Source organism: Leptospira soteropolitanensis (assembly GCF_026151655.1).
In the GTDB taxonomy this organism is placed as follows: Bacteria; Spirochaetota; Leptospiria; order Leptospirales; family Leptospiraceae; genus Leptospira_A; species Leptospira_A soteropolitanensis.
In genome coordinates this window covers 55,339-71,315 of the sequence record NZ_JAMQPN010000012.1, presented here as the reverse complement: position 1 = coordinate 71,315, position 15,977 = coordinate 55,339, and the positions used below count along the sequence as shown (strand labels likewise).

General features: G+C 38.8%; 12 protein-coding genes. 7 read left to right on the top strand and 5 right to left on the bottom strand.

Annotation, left to right across the window (positions count from 1 at the left end; genetic code table 11):
• Positions 1 to 79: 79 nt before the first annotated feature.
• On the top strand, positions 80 to 895 hold the full coding sequence (locus tag ND811_RS18130; protein ID WP_265377437.1) for an LIC_13355 family lipoprotein: 816 nt from the start codon (positions 80 to 82) through the stop codon (positions 893 to 895).
• 181 nt (positions 896 to 1,076) lie between these two features.
• Here the strand turns inward: ND811_RS18130 and secA are convergent, their stop codons facing one another.
• The 3 genes from secA to ND811_RS18115 are packed head-to-tail and all read right to left on the bottom strand — an operon-like array spanning position 1,077 to position 5,120.
• Positions 1,077 to 3,833, bottom strand: coding sequence for a preprotein translocase subunit SecA (gene secA / locus ND811_RS18125; protein ID WP_265353364.1), 2,757 nt, complete (start codon positions 3,831 to 3,833; stop codon positions 1,077 to 1,079).
• 10 nt (positions 3,834 to 3,843) lie between these two features.
• The gene (locus ND811_RS18120) at positions 3,844 to 4,533 is read right to left on the bottom strand and encodes a type 1 glutamine amidotransferase (RefSeq protein ID WP_265353365.1); all 690 of its coding nucleotides are present in this window, start codon (positions 4,531 to 4,533) and stop codon (positions 3,844 to 3,846) included.
• Positions 4,530 to 5,120, bottom strand: a complete 591-nt coding sequence (locus tag ND811_RS18115) for a hypothetical protein (RefSeq protein WP_265353366.1) — start codon at positions 5,118 to 5,120, stop codon at positions 4,530 to 4,532. The genes ND811_RS18120 and ND811_RS18115 overlap by 4 nt, the downstream gene beginning before the upstream one ends.
• A 137-nt stretch (positions 5,121 to 5,257) precedes the next feature.
• Between ND811_RS18115 and ND811_RS18110 the strand changes: the two genes are divergently transcribed.
• Together ND811_RS18110 and ND811_RS18105 are read left to right on the top strand one after the other, a co-directional pair.
• The gene (locus ND811_RS18110; RefSeq protein ID WP_265353367.1) at positions 5,258 to 5,731 is read left to right on the top strand and encodes a DNA primase; all 474 of its coding nucleotides are present in this window, start codon (positions 5,258 to 5,260) and stop codon (positions 5,729 to 5,731) included.
• A gap of 324 nt (positions 5,732 to 6,055) precedes the next feature.
• On the top strand, positions 6,056 to 7,162 hold the full coding sequence (locus ND811_RS18105; RefSeq protein ID WP_322113489.1) for a 6-hydroxymethylpterin diphosphokinase MptE-like protein: 1,107 nt from the start codon (positions 6,056 to 6,058) through the stop codon (positions 7,160 to 7,162).
• Here ND811_RS18105 and ND811_RS18100 read toward each other — a convergent pair.
• A complete protein-coding gene (locus tag ND811_RS18100) occupies positions 7,159 to 7,368 on the bottom strand; it encodes a hypothetical protein (protein ID WP_265353368.1) in 210 nt (69 codons plus the stop codon). The genes ND811_RS18105 and ND811_RS18100 overlap by 4 nt on opposite strands.
• A 104-nt stretch (positions 7,369 to 7,472) precedes the next feature.
• Here ND811_RS18100 and ND811_RS18095 point away from each other — a divergent pair, with 104 nt between their 5' ends.
• A complete protein-coding gene (locus ND811_RS18095; RefSeq protein ID WP_265353369.1) occupies positions 7,473 to 8,945 on the top strand; it encodes an HDOD domain-containing protein in 1,473 nt (490 codons plus the stop codon).
• Positions 8,938 to 9,720: an ABC transporter ATP-binding protein gene (locus tag ND811_RS18090; protein ID WP_265353370.1), complete on the top strand. Its 783-nt coding sequence runs from the start codon at positions 8,938 to 8,940 to the stop codon at positions 9,718 to 9,720. Before ND811_RS18095 ends, ND811_RS18090 begins: the two co-directional genes overlap by 8 nt.
• 79 nt (positions 9,721 to 9,799) lie before the next feature.
• Here the strand turns inward: ND811_RS18090 and ND811_RS18085 are convergent, their stop codons facing one another.
• Complete coding sequence (locus ND811_RS18085) at positions 9,800 to 13,528, bottom strand: Cna protein B-type domain protein (protein WP_322113490.1); 3,729 nt, start codon at positions 13,526 to 13,528, stop codon at positions 9,800 to 9,802.
• Between the two features lie 283 nt (positions 13,529 to 13,811).
• Between ND811_RS18085 and ND811_RS18080 the strand changes: the two genes are divergently transcribed.
• Positions 13,812 to 14,990 (top strand): DUF445 domain-containing protein, encoded by a 1,179-nt coding sequence (locus ND811_RS18080; protein WP_265353372.1) that lies wholly within the window; start codon positions 13,812 to 13,814, stop codon positions 14,988 to 14,990.
• Positions 14,987 to 15,952, top strand: coding sequence for an NAD-dependent epimerase/dehydratase family protein (locus ND811_RS18075; RefSeq protein WP_265353373.1), 966 nt, complete (start codon positions 14,987 to 14,989; stop codon positions 15,950 to 15,952). The genes ND811_RS18080 and ND811_RS18075 overlap by 4 nt, the downstream gene beginning before the upstream one ends.
• Positions 15,953 to 15,977: the final 25 nt, after the last annotated feature.

Below are 15,977 nucleotides of genomic sequence, written 5' to 3'. Positions count from 1 at the left end.
GACCCTAAATCTTTTTAGGGTCAAACGGAGTAATCAAATGTATACATTCTTTCGCCATATATATATAACTTTTAAATTTATGCTTATAGCTAACTTCTTAATTTCTTGTTCACCAAACACAAATGATAAGCAAAACGAAGTATTGGCACTCTTAGCCGTCGGAGAAATTTCTAATAGCGGCAAAACAAATTGTCCTCCCAAAATTCTTCCTCAAAGTATACCCATAGCCAATACGGTTGTTTCTGCCAGTTCCACTGTGAGTGGATTCAATGATTCTTCTAAAGCCATCAATGGAATTTGTGGAGGTGGAGAACTTTCAGGTTCTTTGGATGTATATGCACTTAACCTAACAGGGACAGGTGCAACGTTAATTCTTTCTTGGGGAGGTAAAACCGTAAAAAATGTTTCTGGAATCGATTTTATAGTGTTTGAAAACCCATTCCGCGTCACTGAGAGTAGTGATCGTTATGCCTTTGATCCAATGGTTGTGCAAGTCTCCTATGACGGAACAAATTACTGTGGTTTTGATCTCAGCGGATTTAATCCCACTGCTGCAGATAGTAACAAAATTTCATCTTGGCCAGGATTTGGTGGGCTTAGACCGGTTCTCTACAATATGAGCTCCAATCTTTTGTCGCTAGAACAACTTTTTACATCCACAGGCAATGGATTTTTATTAGGTGGAGGTGACGGCTTTAACATTGATGACTTAATTACAAATCCTTCATGCGATAATACCGCCTTAAATCAAATTAAAACTTCAGGATTTAAATTGATTAAAATGACTTCGGCATCAGGAGTTACAAATCCTAATACAGGATCGGGTTATGTATATCCTCATTCCTATACAAATGGTTCAGACATAGACGGGGTAGTTGCGAAGTCAGTGGAATGATTAATAACAAACCATTCAATGAAACAAATAGGTTGTACCGTAAAGAATAGATTATAGTTTATTTCAGATACTGATTCAATTTAGGTTTTCAAATGATTAAACATCCAACCCACACTAAATTAGAATTTATGCTAATTAAAAAGTAAGAGTTGGATGTTAGTCAAAGAATCGCTAGACGAATCTATTTTTTTCTACGGCTCGACTTTCTTTCTGAACCACCACCGGAGCTAGTTGTGGATGAAACTTGAGGCTTAGTTTTGTTAGATTTAACTTCATTTCCAAACATATCCACCTCGGCTCTTTGCTCCTCACCAATTTTTTTGTATTCTTTTGGTGAAGATTCATCTTGGTTGCGATCCGAGTCAGTCACTTCTATTTTCAGTAAGAAGGAAACTACTTCATTTTTAAGATTTTCAACCAATTGGTCAAACATCTTAAATCCTTGTAGTTTATATTCTATCAAAGGATTTTTTTCACCGTAACCAACAGTCCAAATTCCTTCCTTCAAATGATCCATTGCATATAGATGTTCTTTCCACCTGTGATCCAAAATATCTAGAAACACATTTCTTTCAATCGATCGCCATACTTCTTCTCCAATAGAAGAAACTTTTGATTCATATAATTCTTTTACTAACTTGGAAAGTACCTCAAAGACTTTGAGCTGCGGGTTCGATTCTTTTTTAAATTGTTTAGGATCAATTGTCTCTGAGATACCTAAACTTTGAATCCACTCATTGAGGGAGTCAACTTCCCATGCATCCACATTGTTTCCTTCGCAATAAAGAATTACTTGATTTTCAACAACTTCATCGAAGAAATCAACGATGGTTCGAGACATGTTTCCTTTATCTAAAAGTTCATTGCGAATTCCATAGATATAAATTCTTTGTCGATTCATCACATCGTCATATTCTAACAAGTGTTTTCTGATATCAAAGTTATGCCCTTCTACACGTTTTTGCGCACGTGCAATTGCATTGGAAACCATGCTATGTTCCAACTCTTGTCCCTCTGGCATCTTTAATGTATCCATAATTCGAGCAATTCGATCGGATCCAAAAATACGCATCAGATCATCTTGTAAGGATAAATAAAACCGGGAAGATCCTGGATCTCCTTGTCTACCGGAACGACCTCTGAGCTGATTATCAATCCGACGCGATTCATGTCGCTCTGACCCGATGATATGTAAACCACCAGCACCAATCACAAAATCATGATCAACTTTCCATTTTTTAGCTTCGGATAAAATCTTTTCGCAATCTTTCTTAATGTTTTCATTCCTGATTTCAGAAATTTTGGATTCGGCATCTTCAAATTTTTGTTTGATCAAATTTTCGCGAAAACTATAAACAACTTCCAGTTCAGCTTTTGCTTTAATTCCTAAAGCATCACAACGCTCGTCCAATTTTTCCAAATCCTCTTTGTACTTTGGAGCCCCTCCAAGAACAATATCCGTTCCACGGCCCGCCATGTTAGTAGCAATGGTTATGGCTCCTGGACGTCCTGCGTTTGCGACAATTTCAGATTCTCTTTCGTGTTGTTTTGCGTTTAATACGTTATGCGAGATTCCATGAGAAGTCAGAAGTTTAGAAAGAACTTCTGATTTTTCAATAGAAATCGTTCCCACTAAAACTGGCTGTTTGCGAGATACTTTTTCTTGGATATCTTTTACAACCGCATCAAACTTTTCACGTTCTGTTTTATAAACGCGGTCAGCCATGTCTTGTCGCTGGATTTTTAAATTTGATGGAATTACAATTACATCTAAGTTATAGATTTTTTTGAATTCTTCAGCTTCCGTATCTGCTGTTCCTGTCATACCAGCTAACTTCTTATATATACGGAAATAATTCTGAAAAGTTATGGAAGCCAATGTTTGAGACTCACGAGCGATCTGTACACCTTCTTTCGCTTCTAATGATTGGTGTAATCCATCTGAATATCTACGTCCCTTCATCAAACGGCCTGTAAACTCATCGACTATGATGACTTCACCACCTTGGACAACATAATCCTTATCTTTAAAAAATATTTTATGTGCCTTAAGTGCTTGTTGAACGTGATGAACCAATTCAATATTTTCAGAATGATATAAATTCTCAACACCTAACAATTCTTCGACGTGACGAACTCCTGCTTCCGACAAAATGACGTTTTTTGCCTTTTCATCGATCTCAAAATCTTCACCTTCAATAAGCTTAGGGATAATCTTATTAACTTTTAGATACTTATCTGTAGATTCTTCCGCAGGACCTGAAATAATTAATGGTGTTCTGGCTTCGTCAATTAGAATTGAATCTACCTCGTCCACAATAGCAAAGTTATGCTGTCTTTGCACACGGTGCTCTTTGTAACTCACCATGTTATCCCTTAAATAATCAAAACCAAACTCATTATTCGTTCCATAAGTGATGTCAGCATCATAAGCCAACTTCCTTTCTTCATGATCCATGTCATGTTGAATGACCCCAACGGAGACTTTCAAAAACTCAAATACGGGACGCATCCAATTTGCATCTCGCTTTGCTAAATAATCGTTTACCGTGACAACATGGACTCCTTCTCCAGAAAGAGAATTGAGATAAATAGGTAAAGTCGATGTAAGAGTTTTACCTTCCCCGGTTTTCATCTCAGAGATATTACCCCAATGTAAAGAAATACCACCCATCATCTGCACATCAAAATGACGCATACCTAAAGTTCTGTAGGAAACTTCACGAACCGTAGCAAAGGCTTCCGGCAAAATATCATCTAAAGTTTCTCCTGCGGCCAACCTTTCTTTGAACTTTGCTGTTTGTTGTGACAAAGTTTCATCATCCATCGCTTTGATTGTTGGCTCAAAAGAATTGATAGCTTCTACAATAGGGTTTAGTCTTTTTAAATCCCTATCATATTTACTGCCGAATAAAATTGTTAATATTTTTTGAAACATACCGGGTCCGTTATAATTTTATAATATTTCGAAATATGGTTTTAGCCGTTTCCGCCATAACCTGTTGTTTGTTTGCTATCAGAGAAAAATCACCTGTACCTTTTGCAATAAAGTCCTTATGTACAGATTGCCAAACATTTAACATTTCCAACGTTGGTTCTAAGTGTGTTTGGAAAGCGAATACCCTGTTTTTATAAGCAAACATTTGGTTTGCATAAAAATCACTTGCAAGCAAATGTTCGGCTCCTACGGGAATATCAAAAATATCTTCATGTAAGTGAAATGCCAAAATTGACTCTTTTTGAATCCCTTGAAAAATTGGATGTTCTGGCTTTAAAACATGAAGTTCAGAAAAACCAGTTTCAGGGCCTTTCGTTCCAGGACGAACATTAGCACCTAACGCCTTTGCAATGATCTGAGATCCCAAACAAATTCCAATTAATTTTTTATTCGGAAGGGCTACAACATTATTTACAATATCATAATATGGCTTAAAAAACTCTTGTTCGTCAGGATCGGCCACCGACTGTGGGCCACCTAACATCACTATCAAATCAAAATTCAAATGAATTTCAGGCATCAAATGAATCCGTCTGTCATAAGCGTTTTGGTAACTGATTCTATAACCAGCTTCACGGAGTAAGGGTTCTAAAATTCCTGGTCCCTCACAATCAATAAATCTGATGAAAACGGCTCTCATAATGATTCCATTCCAAATTGGTAACGAAAGAAATTAAACTTTGCTTCTTTTCTAATGACATCAGGCGATGTTTGTTCGGAAATGGAACCTAAAAAATTATAATACAACCGCATTGGTTTCGTGACAAATAGCATTGTCTCTGGAGTTCCGGTAATGAGCCCACCTTCTTTCACACGAAATGGAGGTTTCATAAAAACTATAGGCACTTGGATTTTTCGGTTTTTGATTTCCGCTTCCATTCGTGTTTTTGCCAACCTATACACCTCACCAAACGGGCGCTCTTCGGTTATATCTGGAACAATCTGGTATGGATCTACCACCATATACAGTGCCTTGGAAGGAAACCGACTTTCAATTTCTGCATGAAGTAAATTGAGTGCTGGTATCTCTTTCCAACAAGGAACACAGTCGGGTGAGTAAACGTTTAGTGCTATTTCCTCTTTTTCCAGTTGGGAAAACAAGATTTCGGCACCACTTACGGTAAGTCCCGACCAAGACTCCTCACCGAAGTAAGAAGATTTTGCCGGAGCGCAGCTAATGAGACATAAACTAACAGTTAAAATGAGGGAGGCTTTCATAAATCCCATATATTGGACGATCCTTCCCCATGTTTGGACTGGGAGAGAGCCTGTAAAGCCCGTTTTCGAACTTTACCTTGACATCTGACCCCTACCCCTCAACCTGGTCTAACATTCCACTCTCTTCCATCAGGGAATCAAAGAAAATGAGCCAATCGCATAAAGAAGACTTCGATATCGTATCCTTAATAGAACTTTGCCGGGAAAAAAAATACGAAACTTGCGTGGCCGGTTTCAGCACGATCGATAAAATTGAAAAGATCACACTCCCGAAAAAGTTAAAAAACCGTAAATTGACGGTTCAAGCATTATACGCACTTACTAACGATATGGTTCAGTGGAAATACCTTTCTTCTGAAGAAAAAGCCCTTCTCCAAGCTGAAAAAGACAAACTGGCAGGAGTTACATCCACCGCAGGAACTTCTTTTGCCCCTCATGCAGAAGAGGATATCGAAGAGGATTTTATCCCTGAAGAAGAAGCTCGTAAACCAGAACTGGATGATGGTTACGAAAATGAATTTGGGGATGATGCCGAAGAAGAAGACGAAGACGACGATGATGATTTCGACGACGATTCTGATGAAGACGATGAAGATTCAGACGAGGATGATGAGGACTAAGAGGTTACTCCCATTCCTCTAATCCCACACTTCCAAAACAACCTTCTCTATAACTTTCAAACTTCCGACAATTTTTACCTACACTCGAGAGTCTCCCCTGAAAAGGAGGCTTCCCGATTTCTATCGGGCTTAAGTTCTGCTGTAACTCCCGTCATCCTTGGGGTTGGGGCTTTACATATTATTAGAACTTATTTAGAAACGCAGAATAAACACCAAACTATCGTTTTCTGGGAGCCTCATAAAGAAATTTATGAATTAAATGAATTTCAAAAAGAAGTTACAAATCTAAACGAACTGGCCAAAGCAAAAGGACTCGATTTATTATTGGTAACTGGTACCGACCCCAATTGGTCAGAACTAAAAGAAAAAATTCGAAATCTTGCCAATGGTTCCCATATCTTAAACTCAAAATGGAGTTTATATATTACACCTAGTTACGAAAGAACGTTTCCGGAACTTATCAAAAACTGCCAAAACAACTTCCAATCACAATTTTCTCCAAAAGATATTAATAGAAACACCATCCAACATTTCAGTAAATTATGGACCCACAACTACTTAAAAAATAGAACCGGACTCTTTTCTAACGATACTAGAATCCATTGGTTCCAATCCTTTTCTGGAAAAAAAACCTCTGTTTTATTTGTGGGTGCTAGTCCTGGTTTAGAACTCGATTTACCTCAGATCAAAAAAGATCGGAACCATTTTCTTATTTTTGCCAGTGACACCGCAATTGGATATCTATTACCGAATGGAATCATACCAGATTATATCGTTTCATTTGATTCGGGTAGAGGAACAACCTACCATTATCTGCTAGATTTACCAAAACAAATTCCCATCATAACTTGGTTAGGTGGATCGTCATATATCTTTGAACTATCAAATCCAAAAATTCTTGTCAATACAGGACACCCTCTTGATCAAATTACAGAGCATTTATTTCAGAATAGTTTAGGCCAAACTTGGCCACATTATACCAATCCTAGTTTGAATTTATTGGGAATGGTTTTATCCATAACAGAAGCAATCAAAGAAAGGGAATTTTTTGTCAGCGGAGTGAGTTACCTCGCAGAACGAGGAAAATCTCATTGTAAAGGAACCGGATACGAGCGGTTTTATTTACCGGATATCAATAGAAAAAAAAGCCTAGAGATCACCACCAAACGTCTGTATTCTGGTGAAAGAAAAGGTAAAAATCAAATTGCTTGGGCAGAACTGAATCAAAAAGAATCCTTACCCGGTTTTCGGTTTCTCTCCGAAGCCAAGGAAATGAATTTTTTATCCATCCAGGATCAAACATACTCCCTACAATCTTTTCAGGGATTTCCCCCATCGATAGCGGATTTGGCAAAGTGGGCCGACCAAGACCATTCCGAAATCATTCATAAAAAAACCCTCAACACCTGGTTGCGGTTTTCACTAAGTTAAGCACCGAATAGAACAGGTATTTCTTGTAAATTCCACTCAGCTTGTTCCTTATTTGCAGGAATCCGATCCAAAGACTTTGTTTTTTTGGATTTCCCCTTAGGTCTTCTTTCCATATCCTCTAAAATTTTTTCTAATCTCTCTTGCATAAGCAAATGCAAATTCATTTGGTCTAACATATCCATAGTGATTTCCTCCACTGTTATCATCACTATACAAGTCCCCTGGGACAAAATAGAAATCGGATGGGAAAAAAATATCTATTGCGTCCAAAAGAAATTAAAATATAAGAGTGTTACGGGAAAAGACGTTAGTGAATTTTCAAGATATTATCTCTCAATTAGAGACCTCAAAAGAATCCAGAATTAACTTTTACTTTGTTACAGAAGAACAAAATCAGGAGATATACGCATTACTTGTCCATGTAATGGGGTATATGGATAAACTTTATTTAGTAGAAGTCATCTTCACAGTCCTCAAAGAACTCCTCATGAACGCCAACAAGGCAAATGCAAAACGCGACTACTTCACTCGAGAAAATTTGGACATCCAAAATGCTAGTGATTATGCCAAAGGTATGTCCCGATTCCAAGAAAATATCATCATGAAATGGAATGAACAATTGAGTCGGTTAGATGGAGGAAATTACTACATTAGCCTACTCATGAAAGTCGAGGGGAAATCCATTCACTTTGCTGTGGAAAACAACGCTCCTATCACCAAAGAGGAATTAGCACGAGTTAACCGAAGAATCGAAGTGGCAAAGAATTATAATGACCTTTCTGATGCTTTTACTGATGTTTCAGACAGCACAGAATCCGCAGGTTTAGGATTAGTACTGATTCAACTCCTATTAAAAAATTCAGGGATTGGCTCGGAAAAATTCAAAATTTTCACCAATGACAAAATAACACGCGCTACTCTATCTGTTCCAGAAGTCACAACTCCTGTAGAAATCCAAACAGACCTAAAAACAAAACTTCTAAACGAAATTGATGGATTACCTCCATTACCGCATTCTCTTACAAAAATCATCCAACTTTGCAACAACCCTGATTCTGACTTACATATGATATCTCAGGAAATAGAAAAAAATCCTGCACTTTCTGCAGATTTACTAAAACTTTCCAATTCCGCATTTTTTGCAAACCGTAGCCAAGTCAGTTCTATCTTACAAGCAGTCAAAGTGGTTGGCCTCAAGAACTTACGAAATCTTCTCTATGTTTCCGGAGTCCGTAAAATCATGGATGGCCAATATGGAAAGATGATGGATGTTTGGGACCATTCCAGCAGGTGCAGTTATTACGCACGTTATTTGGCCACAGAAAACAATCATACAAACAAAATTGCAGATATCATTGCCGTAAGTGCTTTGTTACACGATATAGGAAAATTCCTCTTACTATCAGTGGATCGGGCCTTTTTCAAAAAAATTGAGACCTACCAAAGAGGCGTTGATTCAGGAAACTCAACTCTACTAGAAGAGATGGCCATTGGACTTAGCCACCCACAGCTAGGTGCCCTTCTTGCCGAAAAATGGGAATTCCCTCTCGACCTACGTGTTGCCATCGAATACCATCACAAACCATTTTTAGCTCCAGCAGAATTACGTGATTTAGTCGAAGTCATATATATGGCAAATATGATGGCCGATTATCATGAGCAGAAAAAAGGGTTTTATGCCATTGACAAAATCCTACTCGCAAAATTTAATTTAGATAACATCGATGTATTCTCTGCTGCCGTGAATAAAATCGAACTTCTATTTAAAAAATCAAATGAGTGAAGTAATTCGTTTTGATTCCGTTTCGTTTGTAAGAACCGACAAAAAGATTTTAGACCAAGTTCATTTTTCTTTAAACCAAGGTGATTCTCTTGCCATCATTGGAAGAAATGGAGCGGGGAAAACAACCCTAATCAATTTACTATTTGGTTATTCTTGGCCCACAACAGGATCTATTTCTGCATTTGGCGAAACCTACGGGGAAACTCCGATGGCACCTTTACAAAATCGAATTGGAATGGTGCAACCCGGCCACCAAGAAACCCTACTACAAAGACTTTCCACATTTGAAATGGTTTTGACTGGAATCATCGGAACTCTTGGTCTCTATAAAGAACCAACAATAGAACAAGAAAAAATCGCAGAATCTCTGTTAGATTCCATTGGCCTCAATCACAAAAAAAATCAAATATACTCTACTCTCTCTTCCGGCGAAAAAATGAAGGTTCTATTATTACGAGCTTTCGGTGTGGGAAAAGAAATTTTAGTTTTGGATGAACCCACAGCTGCATTAGATATTACAGCGAGAACGGATTTTGGAAAATCTTTATCTCAATTAAAAATGTCAAATCCGAAAATGACAAGAATTCTCATCACACATAGAATCGAAGAGATCCCCGAAGACTTTTCTAAAATACTCTTATTAAAAGAAGGAAACGTTATCAGTTTTGGGAACAAAAAAGAAGTGTTAACCGATAAGAATCTATCGAATCTCTATGACTTAGACTTACAAGTGAATGAAAAAAAAGGACAGTATTCCGTTACTATCCTTTCCTAAATTTTCCTAGATTAAAATAGGTAAAGAAATTGGAAACGGCATCCGCAATGCATGTGGGCCGTTTCAAAAAAACTATCTACTAATAATACATTGATCTTTCTATAAAATTGGAAGCACTGCAACCAGGAGTTCCCACATCCGATATGGATTTATCTTGTGCGATACAGAAGATTTTCCACCAGCGATTCGAATGGTTTGGCGCAATGGAATAGTTTCTCACTTCTCCTACACTTCCCTTGAAGATCCGCACATTGGCTCCTGAGATTCCCATAAGTGCTTCACCAGACCAATTATAGATACTGTAATAACGGTTAGGTTTATTCCAAATCGATCCCTGCACGGTGATAGTTTCTGGACCATATCCAGTAGTGATATCATAATCTAAGCTACCATTTCCAGAACCAAGAGGAGTTTTATTATTCCAAACAATTCTGTCATTCGCCGCATTTCCATATTGCAAATGGGAATCCAAATCCCGTGGTTTAGCCCCCCAAGAAAGCACAATTCGAATTTCATTATCTGCAAGAATTGGTGTGACTAGAATGTTTTGGTTTGCAGGTGTTTCTGAACCGGCAGAAACCACCGTCCTGTAGGTTGTTGCATAATTTTCGGAAACGGAAGTACAATCTCCCCTTTTTCCAGAACCAGATACTTCTAAAGTGTAGTTTCCAGGAGGAACCGAAGGGATCACATAAGATCCGTCAGTTGCCGTTTTTACACTTGGGATTGTCACACCATTGGCGTCGATCGCATAAGCCCCTGATTTTACATTTACGCCAGGTCGAATGCGTGCCGTTAGGTTACAAACTCCAGTATTATAAAGAGCTGACAAGGTACGTCCAGAGATAGATCCACTGGTTTGACTGCCAGGAACAAAAGTTATGATGTCGAAGTTTGTGGTGACATCAGCTTGGATATCCACAATACCTTCCACAGTTTGGTACCCGGCCGAAACAAAACGAACTTTCCAACGACCTGCATTGATGTTAAATATTGTGTATTGACTTGCATTAGAGAATACAGTGGATCCTGTTGCAATCGACGCAGGTTGGACTCCTGCTGATGGACGTAAAACACCACCATTTGGATCCACAATCTCTAAAGAATAAGTTCCAAGGAAAGAAAATCCTCCCGGAGTTCGCACTGATCCTGTTAAATGACCACGACCGTCATTGGTAATCACTGGAGTATTGACCACAACCGTCCCACCACCAGTTCCCACTTCTACAGGGAAGTAAGTGGTAATTCCATTTTTTTCCACACGAAGTTGATAAGAACCAGGGGAAAGGAATGGGAAACTATAACTTCCGTTTGATTGTGAAGTAACAGATCCAACTAATTGGTCTGAACCAGATGTTCTTGTGGAAGAAACAGAACAGTTTGGCGAATCAAAACCACCCGAGCAGTCTCTGTGGACATCAGCAGAAAAATTTCCCCCCACAAGACGTCCAAGAGTCACCGTAGCACCACTCACGTTCTGAGTGGACACAGCATCCGTCACCACACCCGTAACTGTGGCCCTTGGGCTATGCATCACAACTCCGTTTACATTATATAAAACAGGGGAAGAAGCATATTGGTTTGTGGCTACAGAAGATGTATCAACTCGCAAACTGGTGGATGATAAATAACTTGTTTGGTAAGATGGAGCCACACGATCCACAACAATCATTTGATAAGAACTTTGGCGGAAATTGTATTCGTTTCCATTAATGATATCTACAGAAGCAGAACTATCATTGTTACGAGCTACGTTTGGTGTTTGCGATAAGGTAGTCGCAAGACCAGAACCCAATTGATACAATGCATATCCCACGCGACCAGCTTCATCGTTCGTAAACGGAGGAGGAAGGATCGTTGGTAAAGAAACTACATAAGAACTTCCACCAAAACTAAACTGCCCACTGGAAGTTGTTGTGATATGGGCCAAGGTAGTACCATCTGCCGAAGTATTTCCCAAAAGAACCACAAAAAGTCCGGACTGGTTTGTATGAATGGAATTGGTTGTTGGTGCCGTATCACGAACCGAGATCGTTCCAGCAATTTGGGAACGTGCCGCTATGGATGTAAGTGAGATCGTTCCCGCATTATAGTTGTTACCATTCAAACTAATTTGTAAAGGATTTGATGAACAAGGAGCGGATTGTGAACCACAGTAGTTTTCAAATCCAGGAGCAGAAATGTAATAAGCCCAAAGCCCACTTGCTCCCAGAAAAGATACTTCTTTGGTACTTGGATTGACTTCATAAAGTTTATTTCCATAAGTTTGGTAAGCCCAAGGTCCAGAACCTTGCGCTGACACCAAACAGGAAGCCGTTGGATTCACAGCGCAGGCACAAATAGAACCCGTTTGGTTTAAAGAACAATTAGTTCCTGCAACTGCACTCAAGGCTTCTACAATCCAAAGTTTGATCGCATTTCCTAAAATTGGATCATCTTTCAAATAAAGGATGCGGGAAGGTGCTTGGTTTGTCGATGGCCTTACATTGATCACAGCACCCGCCACTTGGTCTCCGTTGGCATCTTTGACAAACCCAGTGACAAAAGAAGGTTTTGCCACCATGAAAATCGGATCTGTTAAACTTACGTTTTTCGTTCCGCCTGTTGGCGATGCAGTAAACAAAAACGATCGAGAAGCAGAATAAAATACAGGATTGGATACTTCTAAATAATATACACCGTTTGAAAGATAACTTCCTTCGATAATAAAGCTTCCATTACCCGTAATTTGTGCCGTTTGTAAAATAGCGCCTTGTTCATTCTTTAATTTTATGGTAAAGACAGATGTAGAATCTGAAGCAATTGCACCGTTCAGTATGTTTCCTGTTAAATGGAGGTCACTCTCTGTCGCTGCCATCCAAGGGAGACTCGTTTCTCCCAAGTCAACAACAGCCACTGTATTTGGATTGGTTCCAGGAAAGGTAAAATGGATAAATTCTGAAGTATTGGCAAAAGGTTGCCCTGATACTTCTACAGAATCTCCTGAATAGACCACAGTATAATTTCCGTTAGGTAAAGGGTTGATATTAATTACATAAGATCCGTTTGCATTTGTCACTCCGGTAGCGACAGTGTTTCCATTCGCGTCCACAATAGATACAGTAATCCCTGCAATGGGACCTGGAGGTATGACAACACCGCCACCTGAAAATCCAGGACTTGTCACCACTCCCACAAATTGTGCCGGACCTTGACCGTAATACAAACGTTCGGCGAGAAGGTTACCTACATTGACTAAAGTATATGGGTTTTGGGTAGGATCAAATACATAGGAAAAATCTTGGTAGGTGTAATTGAGTCCAAATCCTGTATTGATAAGTACTCTATAGTTATTGTTAGGAAGATCACTTAAATCAAAAATGAATTTTCCATCAGCTCCCGCGTTTGTGGTTGCGACAAGAGTATTTGTATTTCCATTGGCAACTTCGACTCTAACTGCAATTAAAGTCAGATCGACACATCCAGGAGCGGCAGGAGCACCGGGATTTCCACAGACAACATTCGCGGGGACACCAGAAATTGCAGGAACGATGGTTCCGATTACGCGAGCAGGGCCATGATTAGGCACTTCTTGTTCGGATTGATTGCCAGGAACTTCATCTGGATCGGTTACTCCGACAGAATCCCCAGGAGTAGGAAGAGGAACACCATTCGAATCAGGAGGAGTGTCGAGACCAGTCTTTGAATCAGCCACCGCACCACCAGTCCCTAAAAGGAACCAGAACGGCATCGATTTCTTTTTCCGAGAACAACCGACAAAAACCAATGAGATGAGAACGAGAACAGTAAAGATTCCTCGAACGCGCATAGACCTACCCTCTAATCAAAATTCGCTTTGTGGTAAAACCACTGTTTTCCAAATGCACTTCGAGAAATACCTAAGTGTCGCCGAAGTGTACCATTTGTAGTTCGTTTCCGTACACAAAGCAAATCTTTTTTAGGGGTATCGGCAAAAAAAAGAAACCCAAAGACCATTGAGGGAAAAAACAAATCCGAAAGGAATTTAGATTGCCCCAGACTTCCCTTCTAGGGCTTACTCAAAGCGAAATATGTGGGAGAATTGGATCACATCTGAGCAGTGGAAACTCCTGATGATTCCATTTACCTATGGATTTGTCGGCTGGGTGACCAACTGGCTTGCCCTTAAGATGACGTTTTATCCCATCCAATTTGTGGGAATTCCACCCTACTTTGGATGGCAGGGAATCATTCCAAGAAAGGCTCATAAAATGGCGAGTAAATCCGTTGATGTCATCACGGAACGGCTTCTCAACATTAAAGAAGTTTTTTTAAAAGTAGACCCAAAAAAAGCGGAGTTAGTTTTTTTACCGGCATTAGAGCCTAGCATTCGCTATACGATGAGAGAGTTTTCCGATGCTTTAGATCCGAAACTCTGGGATATGATCCCTGAAGTAGTCCGGGAAGAAATTTACCATAAGGTAAAAAGAGAAAGTGGTGTTACCATCAGGAAAGTGATTCGAAAACTTCAAAAAGATATCGATTCCTTATTTGACGTTAAAGCCCTAGTGTTAAAAAAACTTTCCGGTAAAAATGTCGGCCTCGTGGTTGAACTCTTTAAAGAAGTGGGAGCTCCTGAGTTTCGCTTCATTGAAAGGTCTGGCTTTTATTTTGGATTTTTACTTGGTCTAGTGCAAATGGTTTTTATGATTTATTATCCACTTGCGTGGACTCTTCCTATCCAAGGTGTAATCGTTGGATATCTAACCAATTATCTTGCATTAGAAATGATTTTTCGCCCTCTTTTACCAAAAAAGTTTTTAGGAATTTTTACTTACCAGGGTTTATTTTTAAAAAGGCAATCCGAAGTTTCCAGACTTTATGCAAAACTAGTAAGCGAAAAAATTCTTACTCCAAAAAACATCCTATCGGAACTTATTTTTGGAAAAGCATCTTTAGATATAATCAGTATTATCCGTAAGGAAGTTATCTCACATGTGGATTCCGTTACTTTCCTCGCAAAACCAGCATTATTTGCTTCGGGAAAAATGGAAGAGTTTGATACCGCAAAACAAAGGATCGCTGTAGCGATGGCAGACAATGCAGTCGAAAAATCGTTTCATTTAGAGGAATATTTAGGGGAAGCGTTAGAAATTAAAACCATGATGGGAGACCGAATGTCCGCCCTTCCCCCGAAAGAATTTGAATCCATTTTAAGATCTGCATTTCAAGAAGATGAATTATTATTAATTTTAGTTGGTGCGGTCCTGGGTGCTATGGTCGGTTGGTTTCAAATGGTATTTATTGTATGACAAAAACGATTCTAATTACTGGAGGAAGTGGCGTCTTAGGAAAAAAGCTTTTGTATAGTTTGATTGATGATTTTAAAATCATTGCCATTGGTAAAAGTTATGCCAACTTTCCAAACTCCATTCGTTTTCATAAAAACTTTAAGTTTTATGAAAGGGATCTTACAAAAATCAATTCAATAGAGGATTTTATGATTCCCGAGTCTGTGGATTTGATACTTCATTTAGCTGCTGTCGTTTCCGGAATCAAAGTTACCGAAGAATTTTATCACCAAATTAATGTTAATTCCACAAAACTACTCGTAGAATTTGCAAAATCAAAAAACATTCCCCATTTTGGTTTTGTAAGTTCTGTTTCAGTTTATGGATCTAAAGAAGTCAGTTTAGAAATTGGCAGTGAAAGGACGGGAAAAACCATTTATGCAAAAACGAAAGCACTTGCCGAAGATTTTGTATTAAACTCAAGTGAAGCTTATTCCGTATTTCGCATGGCAAGTATTTACGGAAAAAGTACAAAAAGTTTTATCTCAAAATTACGATCTTTAGCCAAACTAAAAATATATCCTTATATTTCATCCGATCGAAAAAAATCCTTGATACATATCGAAGATGCATCAAAAGCACTTGCTTTATGGACAAAACAAACGTTAAACGGAAAATCAACACAACCTGTTTATGTATTTTCTCATCCAGAATTTGTTACCGTAAACCAAGTCATCCGAACCTTTCAAGAGCTTGGTATCATCGGAAAGTTTTTAATCCCGATCCCTGTAGGAGGTGTTTGGGGTAAAATTGTAGAATTGATGTTTAGGTTTATTTCCTTCATCAGGAGGAAACCTTTTCACGGTTCCCCTCTCCAACCACTATTAGAGTCGGTGGCAATTTACGATGAACAATCCTTTGCAAATTTAGGATTTTTTCCAGAGCAAGATTTACGAAAAGGTCTCACTGACTATCAATTATGAAGGTACTCGGGGCCGATATTCTAAG